This window comes from Streptococcus sp. SS4, assembly GCF_030440125.1.
Taxonomy (GTDB): Bacteria; Bacillota; Bacilli; order Lactobacillales; family Streptococcaceae; genus Streptococcus.
On sequence record NZ_JAQFJM010000004.1, the window covers coordinates 158,934 to 176,244 of the forward strand.

Genomic DNA, 17,311 nt, shown 5'->3' on the forward strand with positions numbered 1-17,311 from the left:
TAATTAATATTATCTTGTTCCTAAAATATCGTCAGTAGATACACCAAAATACTCGGCTATAGCTATAACGTTTTCCATACGTATATTAGCTCCATTTTCCCACTTGTCAATAGTCCCTGCATCGACATTTAGGTCATGAGCTAATGTTTTCTTTGACAATTTCCGTCGTTGTCTCAAGTCCGAAATAATATTTCCCATGTATATATATAACCTGCCTAATCAATATAGTCCTGAAATGATTTTACTATTTTTATGGCAAACAAGCAAGAAAATTTCATAATAAAATTATACCTAACTCATATTTCTTTAACTAAAAAGCTATGGTTTTCTACTAAAACAGGGGTTTGTTTTAATTATAACTTAGCGTTAAATTAGTAATTATTTCATTTTCATTCAGTGTGACACAGTCTTATATAGCTATTTTATATAGTCTATAAAGTCTTTTGAATACGGTTATTTCTACATTTGTTTATTGTTTCTAAAACTGCTATAATAATTTCGATTATAAAAAATTATAATTTTTTTAGGAAGATGTTATAGGGATAATACATGAAAGAGTGTAAGGATAGTAATAATTTAATGGGGGAAATGTTTACTGACCGATTAATTAAACTCCGACAAGCTAGAGGTTGGACTAAAAAGGAATTTAGTGCCAAGATAGGGAAAACACAACAAACCGTTGGAAAGTGGGAAAACGGAAGTAATGCTCCTACATTTAAAGATCTTGTGAAGTTAGTTGGATTATTTGGGGTGACGTCAGACTACTTGCTAGGATTATCGGACTCACCAAGCAAGTACGCTTACCCACCAATTAACGACAATAAGCAAGAGCAAGTAGAGGAAATGTTTAAGGAACTTGATGAAGGAAACCAAGACGCGACTGTTGATTTCATAGAAAATCGATTAGATAATCAGCATATTTCTAAAGAAATCAAAGAAAACGACCTTAAAAAACAAATAGGCATTAACGAGGAACGACCAACCAAAAGAATCAGTATTTATGCTAGAGTCGATGCACAAGGCTTTGAATTATCAGAAGTCCCAGTTGACTGTCTTGACTACCCTGTGCCTATTCCAGTACATGATATAGCACTTAAGATTGTCGGTAATTCCTTGGAACCTATTTTTTTCGATGATGAAGTGATATTTGTTATGAAGAACTCTATCCTCCGAACAGGTGATATCGCTATTGTACGGTTAGATAGTCGGTACTGCGTAATGAAGGTATGTAAAAATAGTGAAAATGGTGACATTATTCTTAACTCGCTAAATACTGATGAGTCCGCTATCACTCTTACCAAGGAGAATAGCTGCACTATCTTTGGTAAAGTTGTCCTAATGTAAGTTTGGTCTTTAAATAGTAAAGAAGTATAAGTAAAACCTTATAAACCAATAATAGTGAATACAAGATAAAACGGCAACCCAACGGAGTTGCCGTTTACTGCAGTACATAACTTACAGAAATAAAAGAAAGTAACTTAATTATACTTTCTTTCTACTAAAATCTCAATAGTTTCAAAATACTTCTTAACTTAACCTTCAACTATTTTTTAAGCAATATGAATCTCAAAATAATAAGGAGAAACGTAAATTGACTTAAATCAGTTATTTTGGTAAAATTTTTTTCGAAAAAAGGAAGCTGTGCAGTCACTCAACTTCCATGTAAATACTTCCATGTAAATCCGTTTAAAAGACGGTGGCTAGTTTTAAACGAAAATAATCCGTCTTACTTCGCCAAAAGTGGGGACGGATTATTTTTTTGTCATCGTTTTTAAAGTGTTTGTAGCATAATCCAATTAGAACGATGGTAAAACTATCAAACTATCGAAGTCTAGAGTGGTTTGCATAACCTCAAACACTGTAAAAACGGCTCTCCTTTCTAATAGATTTTGAACGCTTACCCATAGCAATCACTTGTAGTATTGACTTCCTTTATTTGAGTGTAAAATGATTTCTTCTTTCCGTAACTCTACTTGAGTGTTTACACAAAATTATTGACAGTATCTTGCAGAGTTATAGTAAACGTGAATTCAATATATATATCAAACTTTAGAAAAATTAAGGATGCAATATATCAGTCTGTCCCTAAATCAACATTTGACAAAAGAGTGGGAACTAACTCTATTCAAAAATTTGAACAGTTGGAGAATATTTTATAAAATCAAAGCCTTGATTTGCTTCTATGTTTTTGTTATGATTTACAATATCGAATAGGGGTGTAGCACTGCGGTCTATGCTCAAAAGGGTGGATGCTTCCACCCTTTTATTTGACTTTTTTCTAACATGTGCCAAATTTATAAATGAGTCAAGACAGTGGCTAATTTGAGACTGCAACCTTATTTTCAAAACTTATTGATCCATAAAAGAGTATACGAACATAACACTCCATCTGGTATGTTTTGAAATTAAAATATATCAAATCCATATAATAAAAGCTATCTATAAAAGTCTGGCTCCTTCCATTGCGATAGGAGCTGTTTTTCATAAGTGTTTTTAGTGAACATACTACAAGTATCAATAACTATAAAAGATTATTATAGTCATTATAAAACATATAAACAGACTCTATTTAGGGGAATGTGGATCATTGAAAAATATTGCAAATTTTAAATCACCTTGATATAATCACAATTGTAGGCTTACATACCATACAACAAATAATTCAATCTTCCCTTAGTCTCTAATTAACTTCTATACATAGAGGCTTTATACTCACATTATTCGTCACATAAAAACTTTATGTGAGTGCCTACTACTAACTAGGGTATTTCCCTAGTTTTTTTAGTTTTACTTTCTCAACAAACTTTTTATAAATCTTATCCATATGGATTAATCAATCTACCCCTAAAGTAACAATTGGAAACTGCTAACCCAAATTTTATTGAAAGCTATGAGAAGGTAAGTTGGACTTAGTTACAGATGACTTTAAAAAATATAAAGATGTTCCTGTGTTGTTCAACAGTAGAATCTATGGATCAGACGTATTTCTCAAACTATTAAGTACATTGTTACCCAACCAATAAAGAAAATTATACCTGGTACGATATATTTTCTTGGATGCTTCCATAATTCTCTTTTCAGATTCCAATTCTGTAATGGAAAATAGATCTCAACCATAAGGTACATAATAGCCTCTATTATAGCCAACCCAATGGCCAATAATAAGAAGTCTATTCTCAAACTCTTCAATACAAAAAGTTTTAATGTGAAGGCTACTAATAAATTAGTGATTAGGTAATACGAAAGTAATACTCTAAAATACATTAAGAAAAATAAAGTACTTTGAGGTAGCGACTTTACATGAACGATCAAATCTTTGTCTGCTGAGAATAAAGTTGTTAATGGAGTATTTACAGAAACAATAGTAAGTAAAGTTATTGTTTTTAGTTGTTCCGGGTAATCCTGAAAAATAATTAATAAAATAAATAATAGGGTAAAAATTGAATTTATAAAAAAATATTTTTCTTGCATCAAGGAAATCATAAAATAATTATGACGTCTCTTATTAAAAACTGGAGAACTTTCATTTTTTACGATATAAATAAGTTTTTTATTTCTCAGTATTAAATACCCTACAATGATAGAACTTACTAACATATAGAATATATTATTTAGTAATAATATAGAACTATCTATTCCTAACATACCAATAATCAAAAGCAAACTTAGTACATTTAATTTTGTGTTCAACTTGATAAACACATAGAATACACTAAGTATCACTAGCAATGAAAAGAGTATTAATTTTATAAATTGAAAGTAGCCAATAGTTACATTTAAAAATAAAATTAGAAACAGAATTCTTTCAAAAAAATTCAGAATAAACGTAACAAATATAAAATTAATTTTAAAGTAGTTTATGGATATAGGTAGTTGAAAATAGCCTTCCATTCTATCAGTTAAAAAATATGAGTAGAGTAACTGAAAGGTTGATAGTGCTGTTACGATAAATGTACTCAACATCAGAATTCTAAAATCTGTAGAGAACTCAACTCTCACATATTTATAATACAGTAATATGCTAAGAGAAAACAGAAACAAGTACAATCTATTTTTTGAAAAGATATCTCTAAAAATAGCTAAAAGCATCTATTCCCTCCTTTGACTACTGACCTCATTTAACCAATCATCTAAATCTGATTGTAACAATTTTAAATGTCCATCCTCAAGAAAATAGGCTTTATCACAAACTCTAGCAATGCTTTCTGCTATATGAGAAGTCATTAATATTGAGCCATAGCTTTTATATTGGACGAGAACTTCATATAAAAATTCAGTAGAGTCAAAATCTAATCCATCAAAAGGTTCATCCAAGATTAATAACGGGCGTTTTAAATAGAAACCTGTTATCAAAAAGACTTTTTTCTTATTTCCAGTCGACAAATTACCTATGCTAGTCTGTAAATATTTTCCAAAATTAAAGCCCTTGACTAAATAATCATATAAGTCATCATCTCTTTTAACATGAAATAATCGACAGACAAAATTAAAATACTGACTGAAGTTCCAATTTAAAAAACTGTTATTTTCGGTGAAAACAGTATAGGTATTCAGCTTATAAACATTACTGTTCAATGGTAGACTTTCACCATTTAGGCTGATTGAAGTCACTTGATAGTTCCTCCTATCAAACACACTACTCAGAGATTTTATCAGGGTTGTTTTTCCTGAACCATTTTTTCCTACCAGACCAATAATAGTATTGTTCGGAATAACAAGATCAAGGTTACTAATAATAGGTCTATCCTTCTTAAACCAAACGTTGAGTCCTTTTACCTCTAAAACCAAATGAACCATTAGTTCACTCCTTTATATATATAAAATCCTCCGACTAAAAGAAATGCTAACGCATATAACAGCTCTTTTTGAGCCATAAATACCAACGCACCAATTAAAAAGCAAATCCCAATCAAAATTCTAAATCTTAATTTCATTTTTTAGCCTTCTTTCTATAAACTGTATCAAAACATTAATAGTTGATAATATAACTATACCCGATGAAAACTCTTTTTATTTTAGTTTGGAAAAGAATATGCCTATAATTGATAACATATCAATATAAATATAACATTATATCTCTAACATATAATTTATTCCCGTTTTTGCAACTGTCTATTTTTTAAAATTCTATCCAGATGCAAACTATAATGACTAGCAATATTAACACTTCCCACTGCCTTCATAAACTCTATACACCTTTTCATTTCAATAATGGCTTGGTCACTGCCAAACTTTTTATATAGATAGTAATTATGGGCATAATTATATACTACTCTTTCATACATTTCAGATTCTTCAAAGAAGAAAGATTCAAGTTGTTTTCCAAAGTACGCTGCATCTGTTAAATAACCTCGATCGATGCAAATAATATAAGCGTTCAGTGTCATATGATTGATTAGACTTCTATTCGCCTTAATTTCTTTATAATAGTCGGAACGTCGAATCATTTCTCTCGACAAAGTTACAAAAAACTTATGATCTAGAATATCAATTGAATTAAGAAATAATCTTAATTCATAGACTCCCCAATATTCGACACTAAACAAATAATCAATTAACTTTTCTAAATCTCCCTCAAGAACTTCTTTTTCTTCCGATAGGACTTGTAGGCGGATTTTTATCAAAATAGTATTTAGTTCATGAAATTTATCACTATCTTTATCTGCTTTACTATAATCAAACAATAAGTTTTTTAAGCCTTTAATATCATTTTTGATAGTGCAGGTCCTAATAATATCTAGAAGTTCCGTGAGTTCATCATTATGAAAGTCATTCACGGCATACATAAATTCATTAATAGAAACGTTTATAGCATTCAGTGCCATAATGAACTTATTTAATGTAAGATCATTTTGTCCATTCTCAAACCTTGATAACTGAGATTTTGAAAGATTGTCATTTGCTACATCTTTTAAAGATAACCCCCTAGATTCTCGGAAGCGTTTAAAAATTTCACCACTATTTTTCATTCTTTCTCCTTGGTTGCATATTCGGGAACTAAAATTTCAATCAAAAAAAGTATATCATAATTTATAGAAGGAAGTTTAAACAAGAAGAAACTTTTTAACCAAATATAGAACAGACAACTTTTCCAAATATCTGAAACATTTCTATTTATGACAATCAATAAGAGAAAAGGATAACATCTCCTCAAGAAGATATTATCCTTTTTTATGATTAAACAAAGTCAAATAGTGAAATTTCTTCGTAGACTTCTACTACCTCATTAACAGAGGTTTCAGAAACTACTTCTGTAGAAACACTATCATTATGTTCTTCAGTCTTACCAAAGAGTTCAGAAATGCTTTCTAGGAAGTCATCAGCCATATCAAGAACTTCTTGTGAAACGACAACATGGGTCCTTTCTTCAATGATTTCTTGAGCAACTACTACTTCTTCCTCAAAGTCATTTTCTGCTTCATCTACTGACTCATCAATAACTTCAACAAGTTCGCTTTCTTCATCAGGATCATAGCTAGCACTATATTCGTCGGTGATTGAGCTAACTTTTACATCAGAGTCTTCATCCATTTCTGGATGGTCTGCCTTGTACTGCAATTCAAAAGCATTGATTGCTTCTTCAATTTGCTCTACGGTAGGCTTCTTAGACTCGTCCTCGACTTCGATAAGAGGATTAACAATGGCACGTTTAGCTGATACATAGTCAAGACGAGCTTGGTCTGCAAAAACATCTGCAGCTTCTCCTCGCTTAATAGTATCTGCACAACGGTCAATGTTTTCCTGCAAGAGTTTGGCTTGTTTATCCATACCATCAATAACATTGTTGATACGTTGGATAGTCCCAATACCACTCGCAAAATCTAAACGAACGGCATAGCTATTTTGACCAATAATATGCAAGTCAAGCATGCGTTCTGGTTGCCAAGGTGATTTTTGTTCCAACGCACGAAGGACAAAACCACGATAATGAGCAAGGGTTGTCATTTTCATATGGAGTGGATCAGAGGCAACATTCATCTGCATAGCATAGTTCAGTTGATTACCTGCAACATCTTTCTTAGTTGCTTCGTATCCATCTGGTTCAAATGTCATAACAAATGGGTTATGCTCAACCTCATATTTCTTACCATCTTCTTTTTCAACCACTTCTTTCCAAGGTCTTGTTTTTTCTGCAAGCTCTTTATCCTGGACTAATAGAGAAAGTTTCTTCTCGTAAATTTCCTTATCTTTAAGGGCTTGCTTAATACGTTTTTGAGACAAAGCAATATCACGTTTCCAAGCCTTACGACGATTAGACAACAACTCAAATTCGTTATCAAGTTCCATCTTAAGTTTAAGATATGGATTGCCTGTTGCAATAGCTTTAAATTCAGAGGCTGAGAGTGTTTGCTCGTCAATATCCTCTGAAGCTCGCATCGGTGTACGACTGGTCATGATTTGCGTAATATAGCGGAGCTTTGTTTCTTGAATCTGCCAAAGGTAGTTATCAAAGCTTCCTTTAGTGATATAGTGGAAAATATTTACCTTACGATAGATATTTCCTTGACGAACCAAGCGTCCATTACGTTGGATAATATCAGACGGTTTCCAAGGCACATCGAGATGATGAACAGCTTTCATACGACGTTGGACGTTAAGACCAGTTCCCCCTTTTTCCGTTGAAGCCATGAGAATACGAATCTCACCAGCATTCATTTGACGTTGAAGTTGGAGTTTAGCCTTTTTGTTAGCAGCATCGTGAATAAAAGCAATCTCTTCTTCTGGAATCCCACGTTCAACAAGCAAATCTTTCAACTCTTGATAAACAGAGAAACCTTTGCCATTAGGAGTTCCAAGGTCAGAGAAAATCATTTGTGTCCCTTTATGCTTAGCCTCCATGTGATAAATCTTATCCACTCGCTCAACCACTTGCATGAGTTTATCTGCATCAGCTCTTACATAGAACTCCGCATCCAGCAAACGCATGTCTAAAGCCAACTTTCTGGCTTCACTAGTGATTTTGAGCATGTTATCTTCACTAGGATCTACACTCCCATTTTTAACTCGGTCTGAGCGTTCTACAAGCTCATCCAAATAAACCTTTTGGTTATCAGTCAACTGACTTTCAACCGCTACCTTTTCTACCATAGGAACTGGAAGATTAAGGTCTTCAGTCATTTGGATATCTGCGGTCTGACGATAAATCGCCATCAGCTCAGGGAGATTCATAAATTTAGCAAAGCGTTTACGTGAAATATACTTGTCTCCAGTAGGGTTAAGTTCAAGACTATTCTCAACAATCCCAAATGCACCAACCCAAGCATCAAAGAAACTTACACCGAAATGTTCCATGACATCTGGTTGAAGATAATTCATCATCGTATACATTTCGCTAATAGAGTTGGAAACTGGTGTTCCAGTCGCAAAGACAACGTGACGTGTATCATGCTCTTCTTGAAGCACGCGCACCTTCATTTCCATATCCATATTCTTTTTTGAGGTACGGTTGGTAATACCAGCAACGTTCCCCAAACGTGTCATAGGACGGACATTCTTGTACCCGTGGGCTTCATCAACAAAGAGCATATCAATACCAAGGCTTTCAAAGTTGATAAACTCATCAATACCAGTCTTGTTTTCAAGCAACGTTTCTAAGTTTGCCTCAAGACTTCTACGCATCGATTGTGCTTGCTTGAAAGTAATTTTGTCGTCATTAGCTTTTGCGTAACCAATGATCTCATCAAGCTCATCAATCTTTTCAGAAATAAAGGCTTGTTCACTTTCTTGTGAGACACGAACTTTCTCAAATTGAGAATGCCCAATCACAATACCATCATAGTCGCTCGTTAGAATACGAGAAACGAACAAGCGACGACGTGACTTTTCAAAGTCCTGCTCAGTCGTAACAAACACTTTCTTAGTCGGATAGAAACGCATAATTTCTTGACCAAATTGTGCTGTTAGACTAGACGGAACCACAAACAATGGTTTATGAATAAGCCCAAGCTCTTTCATCTTGAAAGCTGCTGAAATCATAGTTAGTGTCTTACCAGTACCTACTTCGTGAGCGAGGAGTGCACGTCTCTCTTCAAGAATACGTTGGACGGCATTTTTTTGGTGTGGGCGAAGCTCTACACCTTTAGCCAACCCATCAAATTCCAAGAGACTTCCGTCATATTGACGTGTCACATAGCGATTTAAGACTTCATTGTAGGTATCCTCAATCACTTCTTGGACTGTTGGGTTTTCATGAATAAAGTTTTTAAAACTCTCTTGTAGAACACGTTCACACTCACGTAGGTTTGCTGTAGCCACTTCATCAACCTTACGTATCGGGTTTTCAGTCGTACCAAAGTTACGCATGATTGTTGGTTGATTACTTGTAAGCAAGTGAGCTACAATATCTGTTGCGTGTGAGTAGCTTTTATTATACTCATCACGTAGACCTAAACGAAGGTTAGATTGACGACTCATATAGCGGTTTAACAAGCGTTCGTTGAAACCTCGGCCGATTCTTGATTTCACTAATAGTGATTTAGCTTCTTCAGAATGGAGACCAACCTTTTCATCCAACAATTCATTAAACACCCATTGAGAAACGACGTTACTAGGAATCCAGCTAGAACCAATGCTGAAATCAATATCAGATAAGACAACTGGTTCTGGTACAACAGATAAAATCAATTCCAAATAACGTTCCCAATCCGCTTGTGTATCTCCGTCTTCAATGAGAGAGTTAATGCAATCACGTTTAACAAGGACATCACCTGAAAGGAATTTATCCTTAGTAACATAGTGTACAGTCTTATCATCAATATAGCGTTCCACATCAATCATCACTGTCTCACCTAGTTCTGAAATCATCATATCTTCTGAGACATCTGGATAGACAGAACTCATAAGGTTCAAATCAACGCCACGACCTTCCGAAAGCGACACATTCAAGGCTTCTACTGCTGACATCACTTGATGGAGATGTTTTTTAGGACGAATAGTTGGCTTTTTAAAAGCATCTGACTTCACAAAGACTACCTTTGAGCTGTCATTCTCGTCCAACTCCTCTAATTCAAGACTTGCGATAAGAGGATAACGGTCATCTCGGTCAAAGAGGCGAGCATTCACCGCTTGATTGAGATAACCATACTTCTTCTTGAAAGTATCGTAGGCTTGATTAAGTGTTGCAAGCAGTTGTTTGAATTTTCCTTCATCATAGTCTGTCGTCATTTGAATATCAATAATGGCTTGATACGCATTTTTGATAGCAACCATGCCACGGATACGCTTGTTTTCTGTATCCGTAAGGGGTGTTTCATAGAAATAAATACCTTTGTAAAGCCCTTTACTTTTAGCTGCTTTAGAAGGTGTTTGACTTACCCATGTATTTGTAACAATATTAGGGTCTGCTTCTACTACTGCTTCAAAGTCTAAAATGGCTTCTTCTTTGTATTTATCATCGTATTTTACGAACTGTCCTTGTTCGTCTTGATAAAAAATCATTTCAGCTGCGCGTGAGCTAGGACGGATAGACGTGTTATCACGATAGTAGACACGACCATTTTTATCACAAGCATACTCGTTCAATCGAATGTCAAGTGAAGTAAGTAGGTCTTGATCAAGATGATTCACTTCGTCTTTAAGAATAATATCACGAGGTTCTAGTCTCTCTACTTCGAAAGGCACTGTTACTTTTGATAGTGCTTCTTGAAGCTCTGAAGCTAAGTCAAAAGAGCTATCTACCACAAGATCCAGTGTTCCACCATTGAAATGACGTACCTGATAATCACCTAGGACACAAGGATTTTTACAAACAGCATCCTGGAAGAAATAGGGATTGAGTGAGACACGTTTATCAAAGGGGAGTTTATTTCTATCTGAAGACCAGAAGTCGTTATTAATATCGGGAACAGGGATAAATGCTCCTTTTTGGAAAAAGAGGATATCTGCTACCACTCGTGTTCCAGCATCTTTAAAAGCAGTATTTGGTAAGCGGACACCACCTAAAAACTGAGTTCCGCTACGACGGAGTTCTGGCAGTATTGAACCAGCACTCTTATCTGCAGTACCAGTTGAAGTGATAGCAGCAACCATCCCATGATAGGGTACCAAATCGATAGCTTTCTTAAAGAAGTAATCATGAATACGATAAGGTTTATTATCATAAGCCTTATCGACAATACGAACATCCGCAAATGGAACATTCGTAATGACCAAGTCAAATGGTGTCCCTTCAAAGTTTACTGTTTCAAATCCTTGGACTAAAACAGTAGCGTCTTGATGAAGGTGTTTAGCAATAGCACCAGTAATGGTATCAAGTTCAATTCCATAAAGAGTAGAATTCTTCTTGATATCCTCTGGCATTGTTTCAAAGAAGATACCAGTACCCATTGATGGATCAAGAATATTACCTCCTTTAAAACCACTTTCTACAATCTTATCCCACATTGCAGTAGCAATCTCTGGACTTGTGTAGTAAGCCGTCAAGGAGCTCATTTCCATCGCACGGTATTCTTCTTTAGTGACAAGACTTTTTAGCTCATCACGTTCTTTTGCAAAACGATTAATCTTACTATCAAAGAAATCGTTAGCAAGTCCTCCCCATCCAACATAGTTAGAGAGAGTTTCTTGTTCGGCACTATCAGCTAGACGGTTATCTGCTTCGAGTGCTTTCACAAGTTTAACGGCAGAAAGGTTAGCTTGAACCTTTTCTGCTTTAGTCATTGTTTTATTTTGTTTTTGTTCTTCCATTGTTGTTCTTTCTCCTTAAAACTAAAAAAAGACTTGGTATAATACCAAGTCTTTCTTTTTAGTTGTAGTATTTGTTTATACGACTCAAAAATATGTGAGCCTCTCGTGTTTTCCTGTTTTTGAGGAACTCAATAAAACTATCTTGAATGTCAAAAGAGAATGCTCCAGCCAGTTCACATTGCTTATCAAAGCTTTTGCTGACTGTCATAGCTTTACTCTTACGAATAGCTACATGCGTGGGCATTGTTCTCGGAAAGGTAACTCCTAGAGAGTAACCAAAATCAAACAAAGTTAATAGATATGGCGGTTCATCTTTAGAAAAGATAATCCCAAAGTTATTCCAGTGTCTATCAACATTTAAGGTTAAACGATCAATCTCAAAGAGTCTGGCAAATATCGAATCAAGCTCAGCTTCTGAAAAACCAATCTCAGCCAACTCTTTTTTCAAAAAGTTATACTGCTCTTGAGGTTGCTTCTTGGCTATTTGTTCGATATCTGATTCCGTATACCCCCTTTGTTGCAGCAAACGAAACATCGTAACGAAGCTTCCACCTTCTGGTATGAAATTTTGTGAACGACAAAGATCACTACCTACTTTTTCGTAAGGTACATAATCTTCAATCCCACAACTTTTCAAAAACTCAGATACTAGAAACTCAGCTTCAGCCTCCCCACCAAAAAAGTCTCTCTTATAGAAATAGTCATCTTTCAACCATTTCTCTTGAGTTCCTTTGCTAGAGGTAAATACAGTCATAGTATCTCTCCTATTTTCTACTTAAATTAGGATGATGATCTTCTAAAACAAATGGCTCATCATTGAGTTCTGGTATTGATACCCAATAAAAATCATCGGTATCAAAACCGTGTGTCATAGCAATTTCGTGCCAGACATCGGGAGCTGTATAGGTATAACCTAAAAGTTCCTTTCGGTTTTTTCGTCCAAAATCAATTTGGCGCCCTTTTAGAAAATCTACCATACGTTCATAGGTGAATTCTGTGTTCAACAAAAAATCATCTTTCCTTTCAAACGTATCTAAGGTTTTACTGATTGTATCAACCAGGTATTTTCCAATCATCTTTTTATTATTATAAAGAACAATAGTCAACTTCATGACGTTTCTCCCTGAATTATACATGAAATCACGTATAGTGTTATCTCTAGTATAACATGAAAACGCAGTTGACTCATAATGAGTTCTCGGTTTCATTTTTTCTCCTCTTATCTAAAACTCAATTTTAAGCTTTCCACAATGGGCTAAAAATTGTTCCGCTTCTTTCTTAGCCTCTTCATCTGCAGCTTTGTTCCGTTCTCCTCTCAGTTGAATAATCCTATCATTTTTCAATTCTAGGGTATAAAGAGGAGTTTCTCTGTCAGTTTTATCACGTACAAAGACAATAATAGAGGAACCGTAGACAAAGTGTTCCTTTGCATACCTTCCAACACAGTGATGTAGGTGTTTCCCCTCTCTGACAATTTCACTTTCATTTTTAGGAAAGATAAATGCATACTTGTCAAATGTTGTCTGAGCCTTCATCATGTTTGCCAAGCGTTCAGCTGTTACAATTCTCAACTTCGCCTCTTTCTTTTCTTCCTCACGTCGTCTTTTCTCCGCTCTCAAATTACTTACGGCATTAGTTACACGTAAATGAGTCCCACGTTCTAGTTGATTCTCGAGAAGAATCGAATAATTTTCGACAATCTCTGTATGTTTGTTTTCCCAATTTTTAGGTATAACTACATAATCTCCATCAAATGGAATTCCCAGAGCTTCTACCATTTCTCGATAGTCCTCATAATCACGAAGACAGACCTCATTCTTCATCATCCAGTTAATGAAACGAATTGGTTTCACCGTGGATGGTAAGATACCATTTAAACGCTTAATTAGTGGCGTCCTGTTAGGAACCATAGCATTTATAAGCAACTCGTATAAACCCTCGAACGTTCGACCATATTGTCTACGCATATCTTCCTCAAAAAATGCTTTTTCGATATTCATATTCGTATTTTTTAGATACTGTTTATTCCTTTTTAGGAAATTCATGGTAACCTTACCCATATTTGCATGCTTATGTCCAAGACTACATGAGTAATAAGACCTATAAAACGTAGTACCTACCAATTCTTTGACGACTCCTCGCGCCTTTATTTTTTGAGCGAATTCAATACGTTCTCGATATTTATAGATATGAGGTAGCACTGAGCTTATCTCAAAATTATCTTTAATCACGTGTCCAAAATCTAAGTATCTCAACTCAGATTTTGATTGTAACTTTTCAATAAGATTTTCCATACCACCATAAAGCATATAGACACTAAATGCACCAGAGCCAAAAAAGAGAGCATTTCTCTGATTTTGGAATCCAGTACTATAGACTTCTTTACCTTCTTTAGCTGAAAGATATGGATCCCAGTGTGCTTTTACCATCTTATTGTTGGCAAGCTGATAAAAGTTATAAAGGCTGACGTCAAACTTTTCTTTTCCTTCTTCAAATGATTGAGTCACTGCATACATTTGCATTTCAATGCGTTTCTTTGTGACTCCCATCCAGACAAAGTAAAAAGTATCTCCTACAAAGGTTAAACGGCTGTTAAGTGATAAGCGTTTTGTAACCTTTTCCGAGAATTTTTTTCGGTCGGAAGAGATAATTATCTTAGACTTATTTGACCATTCATAGATAGGAAAATTATTCTTCGCCCATTTGAAAAATTCGTTAGGAACTTTTAAACGATTATCTACGATTTCTTGAATATTCTCTGCTTTTGTCATTGTTTTTTCTCCTTAATTAATAAAAAATGGCCCTAGGACCATTTTTCTATTTATTGTTGTTAAAATTCGCCTTCTTCAACAGATAAATCTGAAAAAAGATCCAACTGTTTCTCATCCTTTTCGGGAGTTTTCTTAGTTGGGATTTTCTTTTTAGTTTCTGTTTTAGTTAGGCTCTTATTCTGTTTCTTTTTTGGCTTCTTGGTTGGTTGCTTGGTTGATTTCTTACTACCAGTAGTCATTTTACCTACAACTGGTTTAGTCTCAACCTTTTCAGCGGTAAAATATTCTTTAACCCAAGAAAAGACTGTGGCATCATCAACCATAGCACCTTGACCATTTCTATAGTCAGATTTACTGGCTTTTTGGATGCAGTAAGCCATAGCATCCTTAATCGTACGATCCAGATGCTTAAGAATCCCAGCAATCAGCTCATCATCCTCTTGATTATCAACTATCCAATTATGAATAGCATCCTCAGTCGGTGTATGTGCTTCAGCCATTTCTTCATCAAAATGGCTTACTGCCATGAAGCGGTCAAAAGCATCAATCTTAATTGTATCAGTCATTGTTTTTCTCCTCTTTTATTTAATCAAAGCTACATTTCGTTTCCCATCTTTTCCTTGTTTCATTTCTAAAACATCATGTGGGATTGAAAAGCCATCTTTATGAACTGTTGTAACGACACTTAATCCTGCAGAAACAGCCTTAAGTACTACTTCTACTTCTTCTTGTGTATTAGCTTCACCAATAAACAAGACGTCAGGGTTGAAGCGTAATACAAAAGTCACGAGCTTTTCCAGTTCCATACCGTTAGCCCTATTGACTTGTAGTTGGTAAAAAGACACTTCCTTAATCTCGACATGTCTTTCAATTGTTACTACTTTACCTTCTTTAAAAGCTTCAGCAAGTAACGAGTAGGCTAAAGTCGTTTTGCCGATTGCTGGGACAGAACCAGTAATGACATGTAAGCCTGGAATGCGTACTTGTTCAAGCACTTCTTCCATACAACTACTATCAAACTCACTCGAAGATATTCTTGGCTCATTCACATGAATAAGTCGGATAGACATCGTTTCTAGTCTTTGAAAATTAACTATCGTCGATATCCTAATGGTGATAACTCTACCATCGTCCAACTGATAGTCACAAGTTCTTACCTGACTACAACGTTTTTCTGTTACATCCATCTCAGCTATAAATTTAATATGACCAAATAAAGCATCCGCATCTTCTGATGAAATGATGTCATGGACCTGTTTAACATCAGCAGTTCTAAATGCTACCTCGTAATCTTCACCATGTGGGAAGAAGGTAATATCTTGGATATTATTATCGATAGCTTCTTTTAAAATATTGTTTACAATCATTGTTTTTCTCCTCTCAGAACTCAAACAAGGTTAACTGTTCTCCTTCAGTTGTTGGTTTATCTTCAAGTGGCTTTCGACAAGCTACTAGTGTTTTTGGCTCCTTCTCAACCTTATAAATAGGTTGCATTGCACGATAGTTCTCAAAGAACGTGTCAAAAAATGCAAACAAAAGGTGTCGACATTGCCTCAAAGCCCTATACTCTAATCGAGTATAGTAAGTAGCTTCATTAGATAGCAGTTCTGAATCTTTGGTATAAGTTTCAAAAACCCACCATTCAAAGCCACGTGCAAACACTTCAGTCGGTGTAAAATAATAATCCAACTTCTTCTTAATATGAACAGCTTGAGCTAAATCCGTTCTGGTTTCCTCAGCTATTTGAATAAGTTTCAGCAAGCTAGCCTTGTAGATATTACGAATATCTTTAAAGCTATGTGACGTAGAACTAATGATACCTGATTGATCATACGTATAGTCTAAATAATGACCATACTCATGTATGAATGAGGAGGAATCTCTTACATCAACCGCCATGATATTTAACCCTGGCACATAAAGTCCGCTTGCTTTATGTTTTCCTAGCTTTCGGAATTTGAGTTCGGGTTCTACAGTAGAATGAGGTAAGTGATTACACAACTTCTCCCATTCTTTCTCTAGAACCCCGAATTTCTCCTTATCAAAATTACTACCTCGATAACTCTCGGTATCTACTTCAACTTTTGAAAACCCTAAATCAAGAAATGACGTATTACTGTTCATTTCTTGATCTTGAAAGATTTTATCCTCACGTACACTGGCTATCGTCTTAGTTGACTGATTAACATATTGTGCATTTAGGTTGGCTGCAAGAGCATCTTCATACTCTCTTTTTAGAACGTTAGCTATCTTTTGGATATTTCCATAATAACTACATTCCTTGTAGATACCTTCACTATGGATAGACATCAATTCAAGAAAGCTAAAAGATACTAGTCCATACCTCGTTTGAGAACTACTCTCTCTCCAAAAACTTAGGTTTTTCTTCAAAGGCACTCTAACCTTTGAATCGTCGACAATGAGAAGATACAAAGTGCGTTTGGTATCTTCTGCACTCTTAGTAGCAGGTAATCTACCTCCATCTAATGTGAGAAGAATCTGTTCACCGAAAAGGTGTTCGTGATTTTCTTCTTCTCTCAAACTCATACTCTCAAACAGGCTTTTTAGCTTATTCGAAAAATGAGCTTGATCATAACCAATGCTTTCAATATCTGCCATGATGTCTTTGACTTTATAGGCTGTATAAACATTGTCTTGTCCGAATACCTCTACTGCTACTGCTCCGACTTCTTGAGATAAAAGTTCCTGACATTGATATCTGCGAATATTCGCATAATAAGTACAAAACTTTCTCACGATATCTGCAGCTTTATCAGTCTCTTTTACCTTCGGAAAAGTGACTTTTTTAGTCGTTTGTTGTACTACTGCTAGTAAATTTGCCATTGTTTTTCTCC

13 protein-coding genes are annotated in these 17,311 nt (G+C 35.0%); 1 reads left to right on the forward strand and 12 read right to left on the reverse strand.

Features of this window, described 5'->3' with window-relative positions:
• Positions 1 to 9: 9 nt before the first annotated feature.
• Positions 10 to 198: a helix-turn-helix domain-containing protein gene (locus PCY16_RS04990; RefSeq protein ID WP_050989614.1), complete on the reverse strand. Its 189-nt coding sequence runs from the start codon at positions 196 to 198 to the stop codon at positions 10 to 12.
• A gap of 351 nt (positions 199 to 549) precedes the next feature.
• Here PCY16_RS04990 and PCY16_RS04995 point away from each other — a divergent pair, with 351 nt between their 5' ends.
• Complete coding sequence (locus PCY16_RS04995; protein ID WP_301354252.1) at positions 550 to 1,344, forward strand: LexA family transcriptional regulator; 795 nt, start codon at positions 550 to 552, stop codon at positions 1,342 to 1,344.
• A gap of 1,644 nt (positions 1,345 to 2,988) precedes the next feature.
• On the opposite strand, the gene PCY16_RS05000 is transcribed toward PCY16_RS04995, so the two are convergent.
• The 11 genes from PCY16_RS05000 to PCY16_RS05050 form a co-directional block, all read right to left on the reverse strand.
• The gene (locus tag PCY16_RS05000) at positions 2,989 to 4,089 is read right to left on the reverse strand and encodes a hypothetical protein (RefSeq protein WP_301354254.1); all 1,101 of its coding nucleotides are present in this window, start codon (positions 4,087 to 4,089) and stop codon (positions 2,989 to 2,991) included.
• Positions 4,090 to 4,797 (reverse strand): AAA family ATPase, encoded by a 708-nt coding sequence (locus tag PCY16_RS05005; RefSeq protein ID WP_301354256.1) that lies wholly within the window; start codon positions 4,795 to 4,797, stop codon positions 4,090 to 4,092.
• On the reverse strand, positions 4,797 to 4,934 hold the full coding sequence (locus tag PCY16_RS05010) for a hypothetical protein (protein ID WP_301354258.1): 138 nt from the start codon (positions 4,932 to 4,934) through the stop codon (positions 4,797 to 4,799). Before PCY16_RS05010 ends, PCY16_RS05005 begins: the two co-directional genes overlap by 1 nt.
• 156 nt (positions 4,935 to 5,090) lie before the next feature.
• Entirely contained in the window at positions 5,091 to 5,969 is an 879-nt protein-coding gene (locus tag PCY16_RS05015) for an Rgg/GadR/MutR family transcriptional regulator (RefSeq protein WP_301354260.1), read from the reverse strand.
• A gap of 208 nt (positions 5,970 to 6,177) precedes the next feature.
• Positions 6,178 to 11,685, reverse strand: a complete 5,508-nt coding sequence (locus tag PCY16_RS05020; RefSeq protein WP_301354263.1) for an SNF2-related protein — start codon at positions 11,683 to 11,685, stop codon at positions 6,178 to 6,180.
• Between the two features lie 58 nt (positions 11,686 to 11,743).
• Complete coding sequence (locus PCY16_RS05025; RefSeq protein ID WP_021151476.1) at positions 11,744 to 12,439, reverse strand: hypothetical protein; 696 nt, start codon at positions 12,437 to 12,439, stop codon at positions 11,744 to 11,746.
• Between the two features lie 10 nt (positions 12,440 to 12,449).
• A complete protein-coding gene (locus PCY16_RS05030; protein ID WP_141760023.1) occupies positions 12,450 to 12,797 on the reverse strand; it encodes a hypothetical protein in 348 nt (115 codons plus the stop codon).
• Between the two features lie 111 nt (positions 12,798 to 12,908).
• Positions 12,909 to 14,456: a PcfJ domain-containing protein gene (locus PCY16_RS05035; RefSeq protein ID WP_301354266.1), complete on the reverse strand. Its 1,548-nt coding sequence runs from the start codon at positions 14,454 to 14,456 to the stop codon at positions 12,909 to 12,911.
• Between the two features lie 59 nt (positions 14,457 to 14,515).
• Entirely contained in the window at positions 14,516 to 15,022 is a 507-nt protein-coding gene (locus PCY16_RS05040; protein WP_301354269.1) for a Cas9 inhibitor AcrIIA9 family protein, read from the reverse strand.
• 15 nt (positions 15,023 to 15,037) lie between these two features.
• Positions 15,038 to 15,823 carry an ATPase, T2SS/T4P/T4SS family gene (locus PCY16_RS05045; protein WP_301354273.1) on the reverse strand — a complete coding sequence of 262 codons (786 nt, stop codon included), beginning with the start codon at positions 15,821 to 15,823 and terminating at the stop codon, positions 15,038 to 15,040.
• Between the two features lie 13 nt (positions 15,824 to 15,836).
• Entirely contained in the window at positions 15,837 to 17,300 is a 1,464-nt protein-coding gene (locus PCY16_RS05050) for a hypothetical protein (protein ID WP_301354275.1), read from the reverse strand.
• Positions 17,301 to 17,311: the final 11 nt, after the last annotated feature.